The organism is Streptomyces sp. NPDC006733, from assembly GCF_040636125.1.
Classification (GTDB): domain Bacteria; phylum Actinomycetota; class Actinomycetes; order Streptomycetales; family Streptomycetaceae; genus Actinacidiphila.
Genome location: NZ_JBEYJD010000002.1, coordinates 173,848 through 187,859, shown reverse-complemented (window position 1 = coordinate 187,859; position 14,012 = coordinate 173,848). Strand labels below are relative to the sequence as shown.

At 72.8% G+C, this 14,012-nt stretch carries 17 protein-coding genes and 1 pseudogene; 9 read left to right on the top strand and 9 right to left on the bottom strand.

Going from position 1 to position 14,012, the window contains the following annotated elements; genetic code table 11:
* Positions 1–105: 105 nt before the first annotated feature.
* Positions 106–999, bottom strand: a complete 894-nt coding sequence (locus tag ABZ721_RS03080) for a DMT family transporter (protein ID WP_358786804.1) — start codon at positions 997–999, stop codon at positions 106–108.
* Here ABZ721_RS03080 and ABZ721_RS03075 point away from each other — a divergent pair.
* A complete protein-coding gene (locus ABZ721_RS03075; RefSeq protein ID WP_358786803.1) occupies positions 998–2,431 on the top strand; it encodes a PLP-dependent aminotransferase family protein in 1,434 nt (477 codons plus the stop codon). The two genes, ABZ721_RS03080 and ABZ721_RS03075, sit on opposite strands and share 2 nt — an antisense overlap.
* On the opposite strand, the gene ABZ721_RS03070 is transcribed toward ABZ721_RS03075, so the two are convergent.
* The gene (locus ABZ721_RS03070; protein ID WP_358786802.1) at positions 2,415–2,801 is read right to left on the bottom strand and encodes a VOC family protein; all 387 of its coding nucleotides are present in this window, start codon (positions 2,799–2,801) and stop codon (positions 2,415–2,417) included. The genes ABZ721_RS03075 and ABZ721_RS03070 overlap by 17 nt on opposite strands.
* Positions 2,802–2,858: 57 nt before the next feature.
* Between ABZ721_RS03070 and ABZ721_RS03065 the strand changes: the two genes are divergently transcribed.
* Positions 2,859–3,404, top strand: a complete 546-nt coding sequence (locus ABZ721_RS03065; protein ID WP_358786801.1) for a GNAT family N-acetyltransferase — start codon at positions 2,859–2,861, stop codon at positions 3,402–3,404.
* 26 nt (positions 3,405–3,430) lie between these two features.
* Here the strand turns inward: ABZ721_RS03065 and ABZ721_RS03060 are convergent, their stop codons facing one another.
* From ABZ721_RS03060 to ABZ721_RS03040, 5 genes are all read right to left on the bottom strand, one after another.
* A complete protein-coding gene (locus ABZ721_RS03060; RefSeq protein WP_358786800.1) occupies positions 3,431–4,216 on the bottom strand; it encodes an amino acid ABC transporter ATP-binding protein in 786 nt (261 codons plus the stop codon).
* Entirely contained in the window at positions 4,213–5,085 is an 873-nt protein-coding gene (locus ABZ721_RS03055) for an amino acid ABC transporter permease (RefSeq protein WP_358786799.1), read from the bottom strand. Before ABZ721_RS03055 ends, ABZ721_RS03060 begins: the two co-directional genes overlap by 4 nt.
* On the bottom strand, positions 5,082–5,975 hold the full coding sequence (locus ABZ721_RS03050; RefSeq protein WP_358786798.1) for an ABC transporter substrate-binding protein: 894 nt from the start codon (positions 5,973–5,975) through the stop codon (positions 5,082–5,084). The genes ABZ721_RS03055 and ABZ721_RS03050 overlap by 4 nt, the downstream gene beginning before the upstream one ends.
* A 151-nt stretch (positions 5,976–6,126) precedes the next feature.
* Positions 6,127–6,798 (bottom strand): glycerophosphodiester phosphodiesterase family protein, encoded by a 672-nt coding sequence (locus ABZ721_RS03045; protein WP_358786797.1) that lies wholly within the window; start codon positions 6,796–6,798, stop codon positions 6,127–6,129.
* A 10-nt stretch (positions 6,799–6,808) separates the two neighbouring features.
* Positions 6,809–6,934, bottom strand: a complete 126-nt coding sequence (locus ABZ721_RS03040; RefSeq protein ID WP_358786796.1) for a hypothetical protein — start codon at positions 6,932–6,934, stop codon at positions 6,809–6,811.
* Between the two features lie 298 nt (positions 6,935–7,232).
* Between ABZ721_RS03040 and ABZ721_RS03035 the strand changes: the two genes are divergently transcribed.
* From ABZ721_RS03035 to ABZ721_RS03010, 6 genes and pseudogenes are all read left to right on the top strand, one after another.
* Positions 7,233–8,624, top strand: coding sequence for a DUF6421 family protein (locus ABZ721_RS03035; protein WP_358786795.1), 1,392 nt, complete (start codon positions 7,233–7,235; stop codon positions 8,622–8,624).
* A gap of 23 nt (positions 8,625–8,647) precedes the next feature.
* Positions 8,648–9,409, top strand: a complete 762-nt coding sequence (locus ABZ721_RS03030) for an SDR family NAD(P)-dependent oxidoreductase (protein ID WP_358786794.1) — start codon at positions 8,648–8,650, stop codon at positions 9,407–9,409.
* Positions 9,388–10,482 carry a low specificity L-threonine aldolase gene (locus ABZ721_RS03025; RefSeq protein ID WP_358786793.1) on the top strand — a complete coding sequence of 365 codons (1,095 nt, stop codon included), beginning with the start codon at positions 9,388–9,390 and terminating at the stop codon, positions 10,480–10,482. Before ABZ721_RS03030 ends, ABZ721_RS03025 begins: the two co-directional genes overlap by 22 nt.
* A 160-nt stretch (positions 10,483–10,642) precedes the next feature.
* Positions 10,643–11,038, top strand: a complete 396-nt coding sequence (locus ABZ721_RS03020; RefSeq protein WP_358786792.1) for an STAS domain-containing protein — start codon at positions 10,643–10,645, stop codon at positions 11,036–11,038.
* Between the two features lie 69 nt (positions 11,039–11,107).
* Entirely contained in the window at positions 11,108–11,743 is a 636-nt protein-coding gene (locus ABZ721_RS03015; RefSeq protein WP_358786791.1) for a transglutaminase family protein, read from the top strand.
* Between the two features lie 58 nt (positions 11,744–11,801).
* A pseudogene (locus ABZ721_RS03010) lies at positions 11,802–11,951 on the top strand (cytoplasmic protein); the annotation flags it as partial.
* Between the two features lie 57 nt (positions 11,952–12,008).
* Here the strand turns inward: ABZ721_RS03010 and ABZ721_RS03005 are convergent.
* Positions 12,009–12,764, bottom strand: a complete 756-nt coding sequence (locus ABZ721_RS03005; RefSeq protein WP_358786790.1) for a lysophospholipid acyltransferase family protein — start codon at positions 12,762–12,764, stop codon at positions 12,009–12,011.
* A 143-nt stretch (positions 12,765–12,907) separates the two neighbouring features.
* A complete protein-coding gene (locus tag ABZ721_RS03000) occupies positions 12,908–13,360 on the bottom strand; it encodes a DUF4395 domain-containing protein (protein WP_358786789.1) in 453 nt (150 codons plus the stop codon).
* 86 nt (positions 13,361–13,446) lie between these two features.
* Here ABZ721_RS03000 and ABZ721_RS02995 point away from each other — a divergent pair, with 86 nt between their 5' ends.
* Complete coding sequence (locus ABZ721_RS02995) at positions 13,447–13,860, top strand: thioredoxin family protein (RefSeq protein WP_358786788.1); 414 nt, start codon at positions 13,447–13,449, stop codon at positions 13,858–13,860.
* Positions 13,861–14,012: the final 152 nt, after the last annotated feature.

The window sequence follows — 14,012 nt, the reverse complement described above, 5'->3', positions numbered from 1 at the left end:
CGGCCGCCCCGCGTTCCGTCGGCGACGGCGGTCCGCAGGAGAGCTGCCCCGTCCCGAGGGCGCACACCCGAGCGCACGGACGTACCCGGGGGGCGCCCGCGCCGGTCAGGTCCTGGCGCGCTGGGTGACCGCCACACAGACCAGGACGGCGAGCGCCGCGAGCGGGGTGGCGGCGCCCAGGTGCTCACCGAGCAGCGCCGCGGACCACACCAGCGTCAGCAGCGGCTGCGCGAGCTGCAGCTGGCTGGCGCGCGCGACCCCGATGGCGGCCATGCCCCGGTACCAGACCATGAGGCCCAGGACCTGGGAGACGGCCGCCAGGTAGGCCAGCCCCAGCAGCGGCTGGGCGCCGAGGTGCACCGGTTCGAGGGTCAGGGCGACGAGCGAGCCGGCGAGGGTGAACGGGAGCATCGCGAGCAGGGCCCACGAGATGACGCGCAGTCCGGGCATCACCCGGGCCAGTCGCCCGCCCTCGGCGTAGCCGGCCGCGCACACCGCCAGCGCGCCGAAGAGGTAGAGGTCGCCGGCGGTGGGCGCCCCGCCGCTCTGCGCGAGGGTGAACACGGTGACGACGCCGGCGCCCGCGACCGCGGCGGCCCAGAAGGTCCGGGACGGGCGGTTGCCCTCCCGGACCGCGGCGACGATGGCGGTGGCCAGCGGCAGGGCGCCGATGACGACGGCGGCGTGCGAGGTGTCGGTGGTCGTCAGCGCCAGCGTGGTCAGCAGCGGGAATCCGACGACGACGCCGAGGCCGACGACCAGCAGCCCCGGCCAGTGCTCGCGGGCGGGGACCGGTGCCCGCGCGGCGGCCAGGCAGGCGCCCGCGATGACGGCCGCGAGGACGCCGCGCACCGCGACCGTGGTCCACGGGCCGAACCCGCCGAGCGCCCAGTGGGTCGCGGGGAACGTGAAGGAGAAGATCGCGACGCCGAGCGCGGCGAGGGCGGTGCCGTTCACCGCTACCGGCCGCAGGGCGATAGCGCTATTATCAGCTGTCATGAATGACAGTAGCAGTTCGACTTCCCTGGCAGATTCTCTGCGGGGGGAGCTGAAGCGCTTCTCTCCGGGAGCCAAACTGCCGTCGAGTCGTTCACTCGTCGACCGGTTCGGCGTCAGCCCGGTGACGGTCTCCCGGGCGCTGGCCGTGCTCGCCGCCGAGGGCCTGGTGGAGACCCGACCCGGCTCCGGCACCTACCGGTCGCAGGCGGCGCCGCCCGCCGCCGGCCCCGTCGACACCTCCTGGCAGCAGGTCGCCCTGACCGCCGGGGACCAGCACGGCGAGCCCGCCCCCCGCGTCGTGGACGCGTCCGGCGTGCTCGCCACCCTCGCCGCCCCGCCGCCCGGCGTGATCCCGCTCAACGGCGGCTACCTGCACCCGGACCTCCAGCCGCAGCAGGCGCTCGGCGCCGCGCTCGCCCGCGCGGCCCGCCGGCCCGGCGCGTGGGACCGGCCCCCGGTGGAGGGGCTGACGGCGCTGCGCGCCTGGTTCGCGCGCGAGGCCGGTGTCGGACCCGCCCAGGTGCTGATCACCGCGGGCGGGCAGGCGGCCCTGACCACCGCGCTGCGCGCGCTCGCCCCGCCCGGCTCCGCGCTGCTCGTGGAGTCCCCGACGTACCCCGGCGTGCTCGCGGTGGCCCGCGCGGCCGGGCTGCGGCCGGTGCCGGTGCCGACCGACGCCGACGGCGTACGCCCGGACCTGCTCGCGGACGCCTTCGGCGCCACGGGCGCGCGGGTGTTCTTCTGCCAGCCGCTCTTCCAGAACCCGACCGGCACCGTCCTCGCCCCGGCGCGGCGGGAGCAGGTCGTCCGGATCGCCCGCGCGGCCGGCGCGTTCGTCATCGAGGACGACTTCGCGCGGCGGCTGGGCCACGGCGGTCCGCTGCCCGCGCCGCTGGTCGCCGACGACCCGCACGGCACCGTCGTCCACGTCACGTCGCTGACCAAGCCCACCTCGCCCAGCCTGCGGGTGGGCGCACTCATCGCCCGCGGCCCGGTCGTGGAACGGCTGCGCGCCATCCAGGTCGTCGACAGCTTCTTCGTCCCCCGCCCGCTGCAGGAGGCGACGCTCGAACTCGTCGGCGCGCCCGCCTGGCCGCGCCACCTGCGGGCCGTCGCGACCGGCCTGCGGGAGCGCCGCGACGCGATGCTGGCCGCGCTGCGCCGCGACCTGCCCGCGCTCGTCCCCGCCGAGGTGCCGACCGGCGGCTACCAGCTGTGGCTGCGGCTGCCCGACGGCACCGACGAGACGGAGCTGTGCACGGCGGCGCTGCGCGCCTCGGTCGCGGTCGCCGCCGGACGCGCCTACTTCGCCGCGGAGGCCCCGGCGCCGTACATCCGCGTCAGCTTCGCCGACACCAGCGGCGGCGCGGAGATCGACGAGGGGATCCGGCGGCTCGCCACCGCCTTCGGCGAGGTCAGGGCCGGTACCTGATCGGGTGGTCGGCCGGCACCTCCACCACGACGATCTCCAGCCCGTCGGGATCCGCGATCCACATCTCGAACAGCCCCCAGGGCTCCTTCAGCGGCGGCCGCAGCACGGGGACCCCGCGGTCGGCCAGCTCGGTGTGGGCCGCCGCGATGTCCGGGACCTGCAGCCAGATGCGCAGCGCCGGACTCATCGGCTCCCCGGAGCTCCCGGAGAGTTCGAGGTAGCCGCCGCCCAGGAAGAACACCGTGCCGCGCCCCGGTCCGCTGCCGAACTCCCGGTAGATCGCCAGCCCGAGGTCGTCCCGGTAGAAGGCCCGGGATCGTTCCAGGTCGGCCGGTTGCAACAGGATCCGACTGCTCACCACATTCACCATGCGGGGTTGCTACCCGCCCCCCGCACCCCGGATGCGCCTCCCGGTAGCCTCGGCCCCATGGACATCAGCGAGCGCACAGCGCAGCCGACCTTCCGCACGGCCACGCCGGCCGATGTTCCCGCCGTCGTCGCCCTCGTCGAGTCGGCGTACCGGGGGGACGCGAGCCGGGTCGGGTGGACGACCGAGGCGGACATCCTCCAGGGGCAGCGGACGGACCCGGAGGGCGTCGTCGAGGTGATCGAGCGGGCCGGCAGCCGGCTCGTCCTGGTGGAGCGCGCGGACGAACTGGTCGCGTGCTGCCACATCGAACGGCGGGGTGAGAACGCGTACTTCGGGATGTTCGCGGTCCGGCCCACCGCGCAGGCCGGCGGCCTCGGCCGAATCGTCCTCGCCGAGGCCGAGCGGTACGCCGCGACCCAGTGGCGGGCCGCGCAGATGCACATGACGGTGATCACCGCGCGCACGGACCTCATCGCCTGGTACGAGCGCCGCGGCTACGCCCGCACCGGGCAGACGCACCCCTTCCCCTACGGGGACGAGCGCTTCGGCGTGCCGCAGCGGGCCGACCTGGAGTTCGAGCTGCTGGTGAAGGACCTCACCTGACGGCCCTCACACCGGCCGGCTGACCCTCACAGCCGGCCGGCCTCCGCGAAGCGCCGCAGGAAGCGCCGCGTGCGCTCCTGCTCCGGCGCCCCGAACACCTCCTGGGGCGTGCCCCGCTCCAGGACCGCGCCGGCGTCGAGGAAGCAGACCTGGTCGGCGACCTCCCGGGCGAACCCCATCTCGTGGGTGGCGATCACCATCGTCATGCCCTGCTCCTTGAGGTCGCGGACGACCCCCAGCACCTCGCCGACCAGCTCCGGGTCGAGCGCCGCGGTGATCTCGTCCAGGAGCAGCAGCCGCGGCCTGCCCGCGAGCGCCCGGACGATCGCGACGCGCTGCTGCTGGCCGCCGCTGAGCCGGTCCGGGTACTCGCCGGCCTTGTCGCCGAGGCCGAGCCGGTCGAGCAGTTCGCGGGCCCGACCTTCCGCCTCGGCGCGGGCGACCTTGTGCACCCGGCGCGGCGCGAGGGTGATGTTGTCGAGGACCGTCATGTGCGGGAAGAGGTTGTACGCCTGGAAGACGACCCCGATCCGGCGGCGCACCGTGTCCGGGTCGACCCGCGGATCGGTGATGTCCTCGCCGTCCAGGAAGATCGCCCCGTCGTCGATGTCCTCCAGCAGGTTGGCGCAGCGCAGCAGCGTCGACTTGCCGGAGCCCGAGGCGCCGATCAGGGCGGTGACGGTGTGCGGCGGCACGGCCAGGTCGACGTCGCGCAGCACCATGGTCGGGCCGAACGTCTTGCGCACGGACTCCAGCCGCAGCACGGGTGCGGTGCCCGCGTCGTCCTCCGGGTGTTTCTGCAGGTCCGTCATACGGTCCCTCCCTGCGACTGGCGCCGGTTCATCCGGGCGGTGATCCAGTCGGTGAAGCGCGTCATCGGGATGGTGAGCGCGACGAAGATCAGGCCGGCCACGACGTACGAGGTGTAGTTGAAGGTCTTGCCCGCGTAGATCTGCGCCGCGTACACCGCGTCGACCGCGCCGGCGATCGACACCAGGCCGGTGTCCTTCTGCAGCGAGACCAGGTCGTTCAGCAGCGGCGGCACGACCCGCCGGACGGCCTGCGGCAGCACCACGTGGCGCATGGTCCGCGCGCTGCTCAGCCCCAGCGAGCGGGCGGCGGCGCGCTGGCTGGGGTGGACGGTGTCGATGCCGGCCCGGAAGACCTCGGCGACGTACGCCGAGTAGGTCAGGACCAGCGCCGTGCCGCCGAGCACCACCGGATCGGTGGTGACGCCCTGCAGCCGCAGCGCGGGGACGCCGAAGACCACCCCGAGCAGGCAGATGATCAGCGGCAGCCCGCGGAAGAAGTCGACATAGGCGGTGGCGAGCGCGCGCAGCGGGAAGAACACCGGCCCGCGCAGGGTGCGCGTGACGGCGAGCAGCAGCCCGACGACCAGCACCACCGCCCCGCACACCACCATCAGCTGCAGGTTGAGCCAGAGCCCGTCGAGGATCTTGGGCAGCGACGCGCGGGCGTCGTGCCCGTTGAAGAACGTCTCGCGGGTGCGCTGCCAGCCGGGGGAGCTGACGACGAGTCCGACGAGCAGACCGGCGGTGGCCAGCGAGCTGACGGCGCCGATCGTCACCGCGCGGCGGGTGCGGGCGCGCCGGTAGCGCTCGCGCTCGATCCGCCGCGCGGACGGCCGGTAGGCGTCCGGCCGGACGTCCTCGACCGTCACTTCAGCACCGGCGCGTCGACGGCCTCGGAGAGCCAGCGCTTCTCCAGGCCGGCCAGCGTGCCGTCCTTGCGCAGCGCGTCGACGGCCTTGGTGACGCAGGAGGTGAGCTTGCTGCCCTTGTCCAGGACGAGACCGAACTGCTCCTTCTGGGCGCCGCCGATCTCGAACTGGCCGACGACCTTGGCCTCGGGCACCTCGGCGCCGGTGATGTAGAAGGCGGTGGGCAGGTCGACGACGATGCCGTCGACCTGGCCGTTCTTCAGAGCGCTCTTGGCGAGGTCGTTCTTCTGGTAGACGGCGGCCGGCTGCGTCGGCTTGATGACGTCGTTCAGGACGTCGAGGCTGGTGGTGCCGACCTGGGCGCCGAGCTTGGCGCCCTTCAGCTCCGCGATGCTCTTCGCGTTGGCGATCTTCGAGGTCTTGAGCGTGATGACGGCCTGGCGCACGTCGTAGTAGCCGGACGAGAAGTCGACGGCCTTCCGGCGGTCGTCGCTGATCGAGATCTGGTTGATGTCGAAGTCGAAGGTCTTCGCGCCGGGCGCGAAGGCGTTGTTGAAGGCGACGGTCTGCCAGACCACGTCGGCCGGGGCGTAGCCGAGCTGCTTGGCGACGGCGTAGGCGACCGCCGACTCGAAGCCCTTGCCGTTGGCGGGCTTGTCCTCGGTGAACCAGGGGTCGTAGGCGGGGGTGTCGGTGCCGACGGTCAACTTGCCCGCGGTGCGGGTGGACAGCCCCGCGGGGGCGCAGCTCGCGGCGGACGTCCCCGGGGGCGGGGTGGCGCCGTCCGCGGAGGAGTCCTCCTGGGGCGCGCAGCCGGCGGCGGCGAGGGTGAGCAGGGCGGCCGCGGCGATGGCGGCGCGGCGCGGGGACATCGGGTTCGCGGAACGCATGGCCGGACATTGGCACCGGCCGGGGGAATCTGTCCAGGCGGGGGGTACGTACGTCCGAATGCCGGACGTTTGTGTCCGCGGTGTTGCCGCGCGGCAGCCCCGTCCGGCGCGCTCGCTGCGGCGCGTCAGCCCCGTCCGGCGATCCGGCGCGTCAGCACCGCCCGTCGATCGACGGCAGGTCCGTCACGATCCCGTCCAGGCGCAGCGCCCGCGCGAGCTCCAGCTCCTGCGGGGTGTTGACCGTCCACGCGATCACGGCGAGCTCCGCTTCGTGGCACCGGCGCACCAGGTCCAGGCTGAGGTGCGGCAGTTCCAGGCTGACCATCCGGGCGCCGACGGCCAGCGCGCGCGGGACCAGGTCCGGGCCGAGCTCGCTGGCGACCAGCACGCGGTGCGACTGCGGCAGCAGTTCGCCGACCGCGCGCAGCGCCTCGTCGTGGAAGGAGATCACGCTCACCCGGCCGACCTCGTCGCGCTCGCGCAGCACCGTGGCGAGCACCTGGGCGGCGGCGACGTCCTTGATCTCGGCCTGGATCGGCGCGGAGACCGCGTCCAGCACCTCCTCGAACACCGGCACCCGCTCACCCCGCCCCGCGTCCAGCTCCCGCAGCGCGTCCAGGGTGAGATCGCCGATCCGGCCGGTGCCGTCCGTGGTGCGGTCGACCTCGGCGTCGTGCATGACGACGAGCGCGCCGTCCTTGCTCAGGTGCAGGTCGAGCTCGATCTGGTCCAGCCCCTCGCCCTCGGCGCGGCGGAAGGAACGCAGGGTGTTCTCGGGTTCCACGCCCATGACGCCCCGGTGACCGACAGTGAGGAAGTTCATGCCGGACACCCTAGCGACGGGCGGTGACGGCGGGCGGAACGTGGTGTGACGGCGCGGAGTGCTGGGAGCGGACACCCGCCGTGCCGAGGACGAATCCGGTGATCAGGGCGGCGACGAGGACAGCGCGGGTACTCATGACCCCCTCTCCTACCGCTGCCGGACCCCGGTGGCGGTGTTCGTCACCCGTGCGTGGGCGTGCCGTCCGCGGGGCTGCCACCGGAATCCGTGCGGGGTATGATTTGTCCATAAATATACCTTCTCCGCCATGGCGGAGAGCACAGAAGTCATCGCGATAATGGCGCATGACAGGAAAATGACCGGTCTGGCAGGGGGTCGCACAGGATAATCTGTTCCGACCCCCCTTGAACGGAGGAAGCTCGTATCGATACGCTTCCTTGGCGGATCAAGCGCGTTTCTTCTGTGAAGGAGGGGTCATGAGTGAAAATCTTTCGGCTGTAGTGGCTGACGGGACCGGGATATCCGGCGAGGGCATCACCTCGCATCCGGCGTGGGCCGAGCTGAAGCAAGCCGTCGTCGCCATCAGGCCCTGGCAGCAGAAGGACGGCTCGATCGACTTCTCCGCCGAGGTCGTCCCGTCGCTGTCCGACGTGGAGCGCACGTTGGAGCGCGTCATCGACGGGATCGAGCGGCTCTCCCCGCTGGTGCCGCACGACGCGGCGTACCACCAGGCACTCGTCGCGGACCTGCGCCGCTGGGCGGGCGGCGGCTTCGGCGTCCCGGACTTCCTGGACTCGCTGCTGGCCTTCCAGCCCGCCGCCGACCGGCGCGACGGCCTGGAGCACCTGGTCGTCTTCCCGATGTACACGCAGAACGGCAACCCGGACCGCAACCTGGAGGCCGTCGCCCTGCGTGTGGTGTGGCCCGAGTGGCTCGCGGAGCTGGAGCGCACGCGCTACGACAACCCGCTGTTCGTGCCGATCACGTTCCAGGACTTCACGCCCGGCTACGACACCAACTCCGCGGTGCTCTTCCCGGAGACCGTGGCCGTCCGGGAGGCGCCCGAGCGCTGGACCTGGGGCGGCATCTTCTGCGACCGCGAGGCCGCGCGCTTCCGGGCCGTGACCGCCGCCGCCGTGGACACCCTCGGCCTGGAACTGCCCGGTGAGGCCGTCCGGCTCATCGAGGACCAGGAGCTCTCCCAGCAGACCTTCGTCCTGTGGGACATGATCCACGACCGCACCCACAGCCACGGCGACCTGCCGTTCGACCCCTTCATGATCAAGCAGCGCGCGCCGTTCTGGATGTACGGCCTGGAAGAGCTGCGCTGCGACCTGACGACCTTCAAGGAGGCCGTGAAGCTGCAGGCCGAGGGCCACCCGATGGGCCTGGGCGTGCAGTACGCGATCCTCTTCGACCGCCTCTTCCGCTTCCCGGTCACCGGCGAGCGGGTCAGGAACTACGACGGTCTGGGCGGGCAGCTGCTCTTCTCGTACCTGCACAAGCACGACGCCGTACGCTGGACGGACAACACCCTGCACATCGACTGGGAGCTGGCCCCCCAGGTCACCAACCAGCTCTGTGCCGACATCGAGAAGCTGTACCGCGACGGCATCGACCGCCCGAAGCTCGTGCACTGGTTCGCCGCGTACGACCTGGTCGCGACGTACCTCTCGCCCCACCCCGGATCGGTGTGGGCCAAGGGCCCGGACGCCCTCGACCTGTCGCTGCCGCCGCGCAAGCTCGTGGACGAGGTGCTCGTCGACGAGTTCCCGCTGAGCATGTTCTACGAGGCGCTCGCGAAGAAACTGCGCGACGTGATCGCCTCCACCAAGGGCATCACCGGCGTTGAACGGACCGCGGCGTGAGCGGCGCTGCCGAGGAGGCGGACATGACGAACGCGACAGATGGCCAGGGGCCGCTCGACGGAGCGGTCATCGCGGTGGCGGGGGCCGGCGGTCCCGCCGGCCGCGCGATGCTCCAGCGGCTGGCCAAGGCCGGCGCCCATGTCGTCGCCGCCGACGCGAATCCCGAACGGCTGGCGCAGGCTGTCGACCAGGCCCGGTACGACGCCGGCGGCGCTGACATCACCGGCGAGATCGTGGACCTGCTCGACGCCGACGCGACCCGGGAGTGGGCCGCGCGGATCGAGAAGGACCACGGCCCGGTCGACGGCCTGGTCCACCTCGTCGGCGGATGGCGCGGTTCCGCGTCGTTCACCGAGACCGACCTGGGCGACTGGGACTTCCTGCACCAGCTGCTGATCCGCACCGTCCAGCACACCTCGCTGGCGTTCCACGACCCGCTGCGGCGCAGCACGCGCGGCCGCTACGTCCTGATCAGTGCCGCCGGGGCCAGCAGCCCGACGGCCGGCAACGCCGCCTACGCCGCGTCGAAGGCCGCCGCCGAGGCCTGGACGCTGGCGATGGGCGACTCCTTCCGCAAGCTGGCGGGCGCCGACCCGCTCACCGCGGCGGCCAGCGTCGTCGTCATCAAGGCGCTGGTGCACGATGAGATGCGGGCGCAGCGCCCGAACGCCAAATTCGCCGGCTTCACGGATGTGACGGACCTCGCCGAGGCCGTCACGGACATCTGGAACCGGCCCGCCGAGGAAGTGAACGGAACCCGACTGTGGCTGACGCCCCAACCGTGACCGAGCAGCTCGCCAGCGACGCCGTCCGGCGCCACGACCCGGAGATACGGGGGTTCGCCAGCGACAACTACGCCGGCGTGCACCCCGAGGTGCTCACCGCCCTCGCCCTCGCCAACGGCGGCCACCAGGTCGCGTACGGCGAGGACGACTACACCGCCCACCTCCAGGACATCTTCCGCGGCCACTTCGGCCCGCGCGCGGAGGTCTTCCCGGTCTTCAACGGCACCGGCGCCAACGTGACGGCGCTGCAGTCCGTCACCGAGCGCTGGGGCGCGGTCATCTGCGCCGAGTCCGCGCACATCAACGTGGACGAGTGCGGTGCCCCGGAGCGGGTCGGCGGCCTCAAGCTGCTGACCGTCCCGACGCCGGACGGCAAGCTCACCCCCGAGCTGATCGACCTCCAGGCGTTCGGCTTCGAGGACGAGCACCGGGCCCAGCCGCAGGTCGTCTCGATCACCCAGACCACCGAACTGGGCACCTGCTACACCCCCGACGAGATCCGGGCGATCTGCGACCACGCCCACCAGCACGGCATGGCCGTCCACCTGGACGGTGCGCGGATCTCCAACGCCGCCGCCACGCTCGGTGTGCCGCTCGCGGCGTTCACCACCGACGCCGGGGTCGACATCCTCTCCTTCGGCGGCACCAAGAACGGCCTGCTGATGGGGGAGTGCATCGTCGTGCTCAGCCCCGAGCGGGTGCGCGCCATGAAGCACCTGCGCAAGCTGTCGATGCAGCTCGCCTCCAAGATGCGCTTCGTGTCGGTGCAGTTCGAGGCGCTGCTCGCCGGCGACCTGTGGCTGCGCGGCGCGCGGCACGCCAACGCGATGGCGCAGCGGCTGGAAGCCGCCGTGCGCGGGGTCGACGGGGTGACGATCGTCCGCCCGGTGCAGGCCAACGCGGTCTTCGCGGTCCTGCCGCGCGAGGTCAGCGAGCGGCTGCAGAAGCGTTACCGCTTCTACTTCTGGAACGAGAGCACCGGCGAGGTCCGCTGGATGTGCTCGTTCGACACCACGGAGGACGATGTCGACTCCTTCGCGGCGGCCGTCGCCGCGGAGATGTCCGGCCACTGACCGGGCCGTGGCCGGGACGCGACCGTCGCGCCCCGGCCACAGCACGGAACCGGCCAACTTCGTCCACTGTCCCAACCGTTGACTTCAATGCCGGCCCGCGGGTATGACACGTACACATGCGCAGCGGCGCACGCCTCATCACCGGGAGTGGGGGGCTCGTATGCACGATGATCAACACGCCTTCGGTGCCGGCCGGCGCTCGGTGGCCGGGACCACCGTGGTCGAGCTCTGGGGTGAACTGGACCTCCTCGCCTCGACGGGGCTGATCCCCTACTTCGACGCCCTGGCGCGGATGGCGGACTCCGACTTCGTCCTGGACCTGCGGGCCGTGACGTTCATCGACTGCAGCGGTCTGTCGCTGCTCTGCCGCTTCCGGCTGCGGGCCGTCGAGCGGGGGAGCCGCGTCCGGATCGTCAGCGCCGACCCGGCGTTCGCGAGGCTGCTGCGGCTCACCCGGCTGGGGCGGGTCTTCGAGGTCCACGCCGACCTGGCGTCCGCGCTGGCCCGGCACGCGGGTGGCGCGGGACCGGGCGCCACCAACGGCGCGATCGCCTGACTCTGAATAACTATGCGCTGAACCGTATTTCGATTGATCCGCGGCGCGATCCTGCCTAGGGTGCCGGGCATGGAACTCCTCCAGGACACGCCCGGGACGGCCGCGTACCTCGCCGCCGACGACGTCATCGACCACGGCCACCCGCTGGTCCGCGAGACCGCGCGGCGGCTGCGCGAGGGCACCGGCACCGGCGGCGGCCCGCACGACTACGCCCGCGCGGCCTTCGACTTCGTGCGCGACACCATCCCGCACTCCGGCGACGCCGACGACCCCCGGGTGACCTGGCGCGCCTCGGACGTCCTGCGGCTGCGGACCGGGATCTGCCACGCCAAGTCCCACGCCCTGGCCGCCCTGCTGCGCGCCGAGGGCGTTCCCACGGGGCTCTGCTACCAGCGGCTGGCCGACGAGGACGGCTCCGCCCCGCTGCTGCACGGCCTCGTCGCCGTCCTGCTGCCCGGGAGGCAGGACGCCCAGGGCGGGGGTGAGCCGTCGCGCTGGGCGCGCCAGGACGCGCGGGGCAACAAGCCGGGGGTGGACGCGCACTTCTCGCTGGAGCGCGAACGGCTCGCCTGGCGGGTCCGCCCCGAGTTCGGCGAGGTCGACTACCCCGCGGTGTACGCGGCCCCGGCGCCGTCCGTGCTGGAATCACTGCAGCGCGCCACCGACCGGCGGCACCTGTGGGAGTTGCTGCCCGCCGCGCTGTGAACGCCGCACCCCCGGCGCTGAGCCGCCCGCCCCCGAACCAAGGTCTGCGATGCCCGCGATGAACCCCGCCCAGCCCCTGAACATCACCGTCGCCCCCGAGGTGCACGACCTCGCGCCCGGCTTCGTCCCCCTCGTGGTCGAGGCCCGCGGCCTCACCAACGGGCCGAGCGACGAGCGCGGCTCCGCGCTGCTCGACGACGGGGCGCGGGTGACGGTCCGCGCGGCGGACTGACCGCCGGGCGGACCGATCCGGCGCGGCCGCGGGTCAGCGCCGGGCGGCCCGCTCGTCGCGGTCCGCGCGGTCCAGCTCGGCGGCCTCCTCCGGCGTGGGCGCCGTGCCGCCGAGGTGGCTCGGCAGCCACCACCGGTCGTCGGGGCCGCTGGGCTTGCCCGGGTAGGCGCGCTGCGCGTCGTCCAGCAGCTCCTGGACGCGCATCCGCAGCCGCCGGGTGAGCGCGCCCGGCTTCTCGCCCTCGTTCGCCCGCATCGGCTCGCCCACCCGCATCGTGATCGGGAACTTGTTGCGGCCGAGGTTGCGGGGGTGGCCCTTGGTCCACAGCCGCTGGGTGCCCCACAGCGCCATCGGCAGCAGCGGGACGCCGGCCTCCTCGGCGAGGCGCGCCGCGCCGGACTTGAAGGACTTCAGGGTGAACGACTGCGAGATGGTGGCCTCGGGGAAGACGCCGATGATCTCCCCGGCGCGCAGCGCGTCCAGCGCGTGCGCGTAGGCGTGCATGCCCTCCGAGCGGTCCACCGGGATGTGCTTCATCGCCCGCATCAGCGGACCGGAGACCTTGTGCCGGAAGACCGAGTCCTTCGCCATGAAGCGGACCAGGCGCTTGTTCGGCAGCGCGGTCAGGCCCGCGAAGACGAAGTCCAGGTAGCCGATGTGGTTGGAGACCAGGAGGGCTCCGCCCTTGCGCGGTACGTTCTCCGTGCCGGCGATGTCGAAGCGCAGCCCCTGCATGCGGAACATGGCGCGGGCCACGCCGATGACCGGGGGATAGACGAGTTCAGCCATGTCCGGGTACCTGCTCTCTCCGGGGCCGGCTCTCCCGGCGGAAAAGTTACGCGTCCGTAGGTTCCGGTCGCTGATGGATCGTGCCCCGACAACGTGCCCCGTGTCACCTCGCGTGCCCACGATCCCGCGAGATTCTCGTCACGTCACCGTGTCGTACGCCGGAACAAGAGGTACATCTCGCATCCCAAGCAGTACCCGAAGGCCGCGTTGAGAAACGCCGCGGCCAGCGCGCAGCCGGCCGCCGCCATGCCCAGCCACAGCGGGCCCGCGAAGTAGCCGACGAGGCCGACGAGCGCGAAGCCGAGCCCGACGGCCTGCGCGAAGCGCGGCGGCGCGGGGTCCTCGGTCTCCCGCGCCGGACCCAGCCGGGGCCGGACGAGGGTGGCGAAGAGCCAGCCGTAGGGGGAGCGCCGCACCCCGGCGGTGGCGCCGACCGCGAAGACCGCCGCCTGCGCGGCCAGCAGCCAGCCGCTCCCCGTGATCAGGACGGCGGCCAGCACGACCGTGGTGAGGACGGCGCCGAAGCGGGGCCCGCGGACATCAAGACCGGCGGCCGGGCCGGCGGGAGCGGCGTTCGTGGAGCTCGTGGCGTTCATGGAGCAGATGATTCCGGATCGCCCGGCCTCCGGCGCCCCGGGAATCATTGCGGTCCCGTGAACGCTGCACCGCAGCAGGAGGAAAGATGACCGGATTGTTGGTGTGCCTCGCCGTCCTCGCGGCGGCGAGCGTGTTCGGCCTGGTGCACCGGCGCCGGAACGGGAGGATCCGCGTGCGGACGAAAGACGGCCAGGAGCGGCTGACGGCCGCCGAGATCGGCGGGCCGCTCGGCACGCGCGCCACGCTGGTGCAGTTCTCCAGCGCCTTCTGCGCCCCGTGCCGGGCCACCCGGCGGACCCTCGGCGAGATCGCCGAGCTGGTCGACGGGGTGACCCACGTCGAGATCGACGCGGAGGCCCGGCTGGAACTCGTCCGCAGGCTGGCGATCCTCAAGACGCCGACCGTCCTGGTGCTCGACGCGGAGGGCACGGTGGTGCGCCGTGCGGCCGGCCAGCCACGCAAGGTCGACGTGATCGCGGCGCTGGGTGCTGCGGTGTGAGAGCCGGCGACCCGGCCCGGCACCGCGTCGGAGAGCCCCGACGGTGATCTTGTGACGGGGATCCCATATCGCGAGCGGCCCTTGACGGGGCCCGCCCGCCATCGTCACTCTGACGTTATGTCGCGAGACCCCCTTCTTCACACGCGCGCGGA

What these genes read in the sequence shown, in the direction of transcription:
- ABZ721_RS03000 (WP_358786789.1), bottom strand. Translation starts at nt 13,360, where the DNA reads ATGAACGCCACGAGCTCCACGAACGCCGCTCCCGCCGGCCCGGCCGCC.
- ABZ721_RS03035 (WP_358786795.1), top strand. Translation starts at nt 7,233, where the DNA reads ATGAGTGAAAATCTTTCGGCTGTAGTGGCTGACGGGACCGGGATATCC.
- ABZ721_RS03020 (WP_358786792.1), top strand. Translation starts at nt 10,643, where the DNA reads ATGCACGATGATCAACACGCCTTCGGTGCCGGCCGGCGCTCGGTGGCC.
- ABZ721_RS02995 (WP_358786788.1), top strand. Translation starts at nt 13,447, where the DNA reads ATGACCGGATTGTTGGTGTGCCTCGCCGTCCTCGCGGCGGCGAGCGTG.
- ABZ721_RS03060 (WP_358786800.1), bottom strand. Translation starts at nt 4,216, where the DNA reads ATGACGGACCTGCAGAAACACCCGGAGGACGACGCGGGCACCGCACCC.
- ABZ721_RS03075 (WP_358786803.1), top strand. Translation starts at nt 998, where the DNA reads ATGAATGACAGTAGCAGTTCGACTTCCCTGGCAGATTCTCTGCGGGGG.
- ABZ721_RS03065 (WP_358786801.1), top strand. Translation starts at nt 2,859, where the DNA reads ATGGACATCAGCGAGCGCACAGCGCAGCCGACCTTCCGCACGGCCACG.
- ABZ721_RS03070 (WP_358786802.1), bottom strand. Translation starts at nt 2,801, where the DNA reads ATGGTGAATGTGGTGAGCAGTCGGATCCTGTTGCAACCGGCCGACCTG.
- ABZ721_RS03040 (WP_358786796.1), bottom strand. Translation starts at nt 6,934, where the DNA reads ATGAGTACCCGCGCTGTCCTCGTCGCCGCCCTGATCACCGGATTCGTC.
- ABZ721_RS03015 (WP_358786791.1), top strand. Translation starts at nt 11,108, where the DNA reads ATGGAACTCCTCCAGGACACGCCCGGGACGGCCGCGTACCTCGCCGCC.
- ABZ721_RS03030 (WP_358786794.1), top strand. Translation starts at nt 8,648, where the DNA reads ATGACGAACGCGACAGATGGCCAGGGGCCGCTCGACGGAGCGGTCATC.
- ABZ721_RS03080 (WP_358786804.1), bottom strand. Translation starts at nt 999, where the DNA reads ATGACAGCTGATAATAGCGCTATCGCCCTGCGGCCGGTAGCGGTGAAC.
- ABZ721_RS03050 (WP_358786798.1), bottom strand. Translation starts at nt 5,975, where the DNA reads ATGCGTTCCGCGAACCCGATGTCCCCGCGCCGCGCCGCCATCGCCGCG.
- ABZ721_RS03005 (WP_358786790.1), bottom strand. Translation starts at nt 12,764, where the DNA reads ATGGCTGAACTCGTCTATCCCCCGGTCATCGGCGTGGCCCGCGCCATG.
- ABZ721_RS03045 (WP_358786797.1), bottom strand. Translation starts at nt 6,798, where the DNA reads ATGAACTTCCTCACTGTCGGTCACCGGGGCGTCATGGGCGTGGAACCC.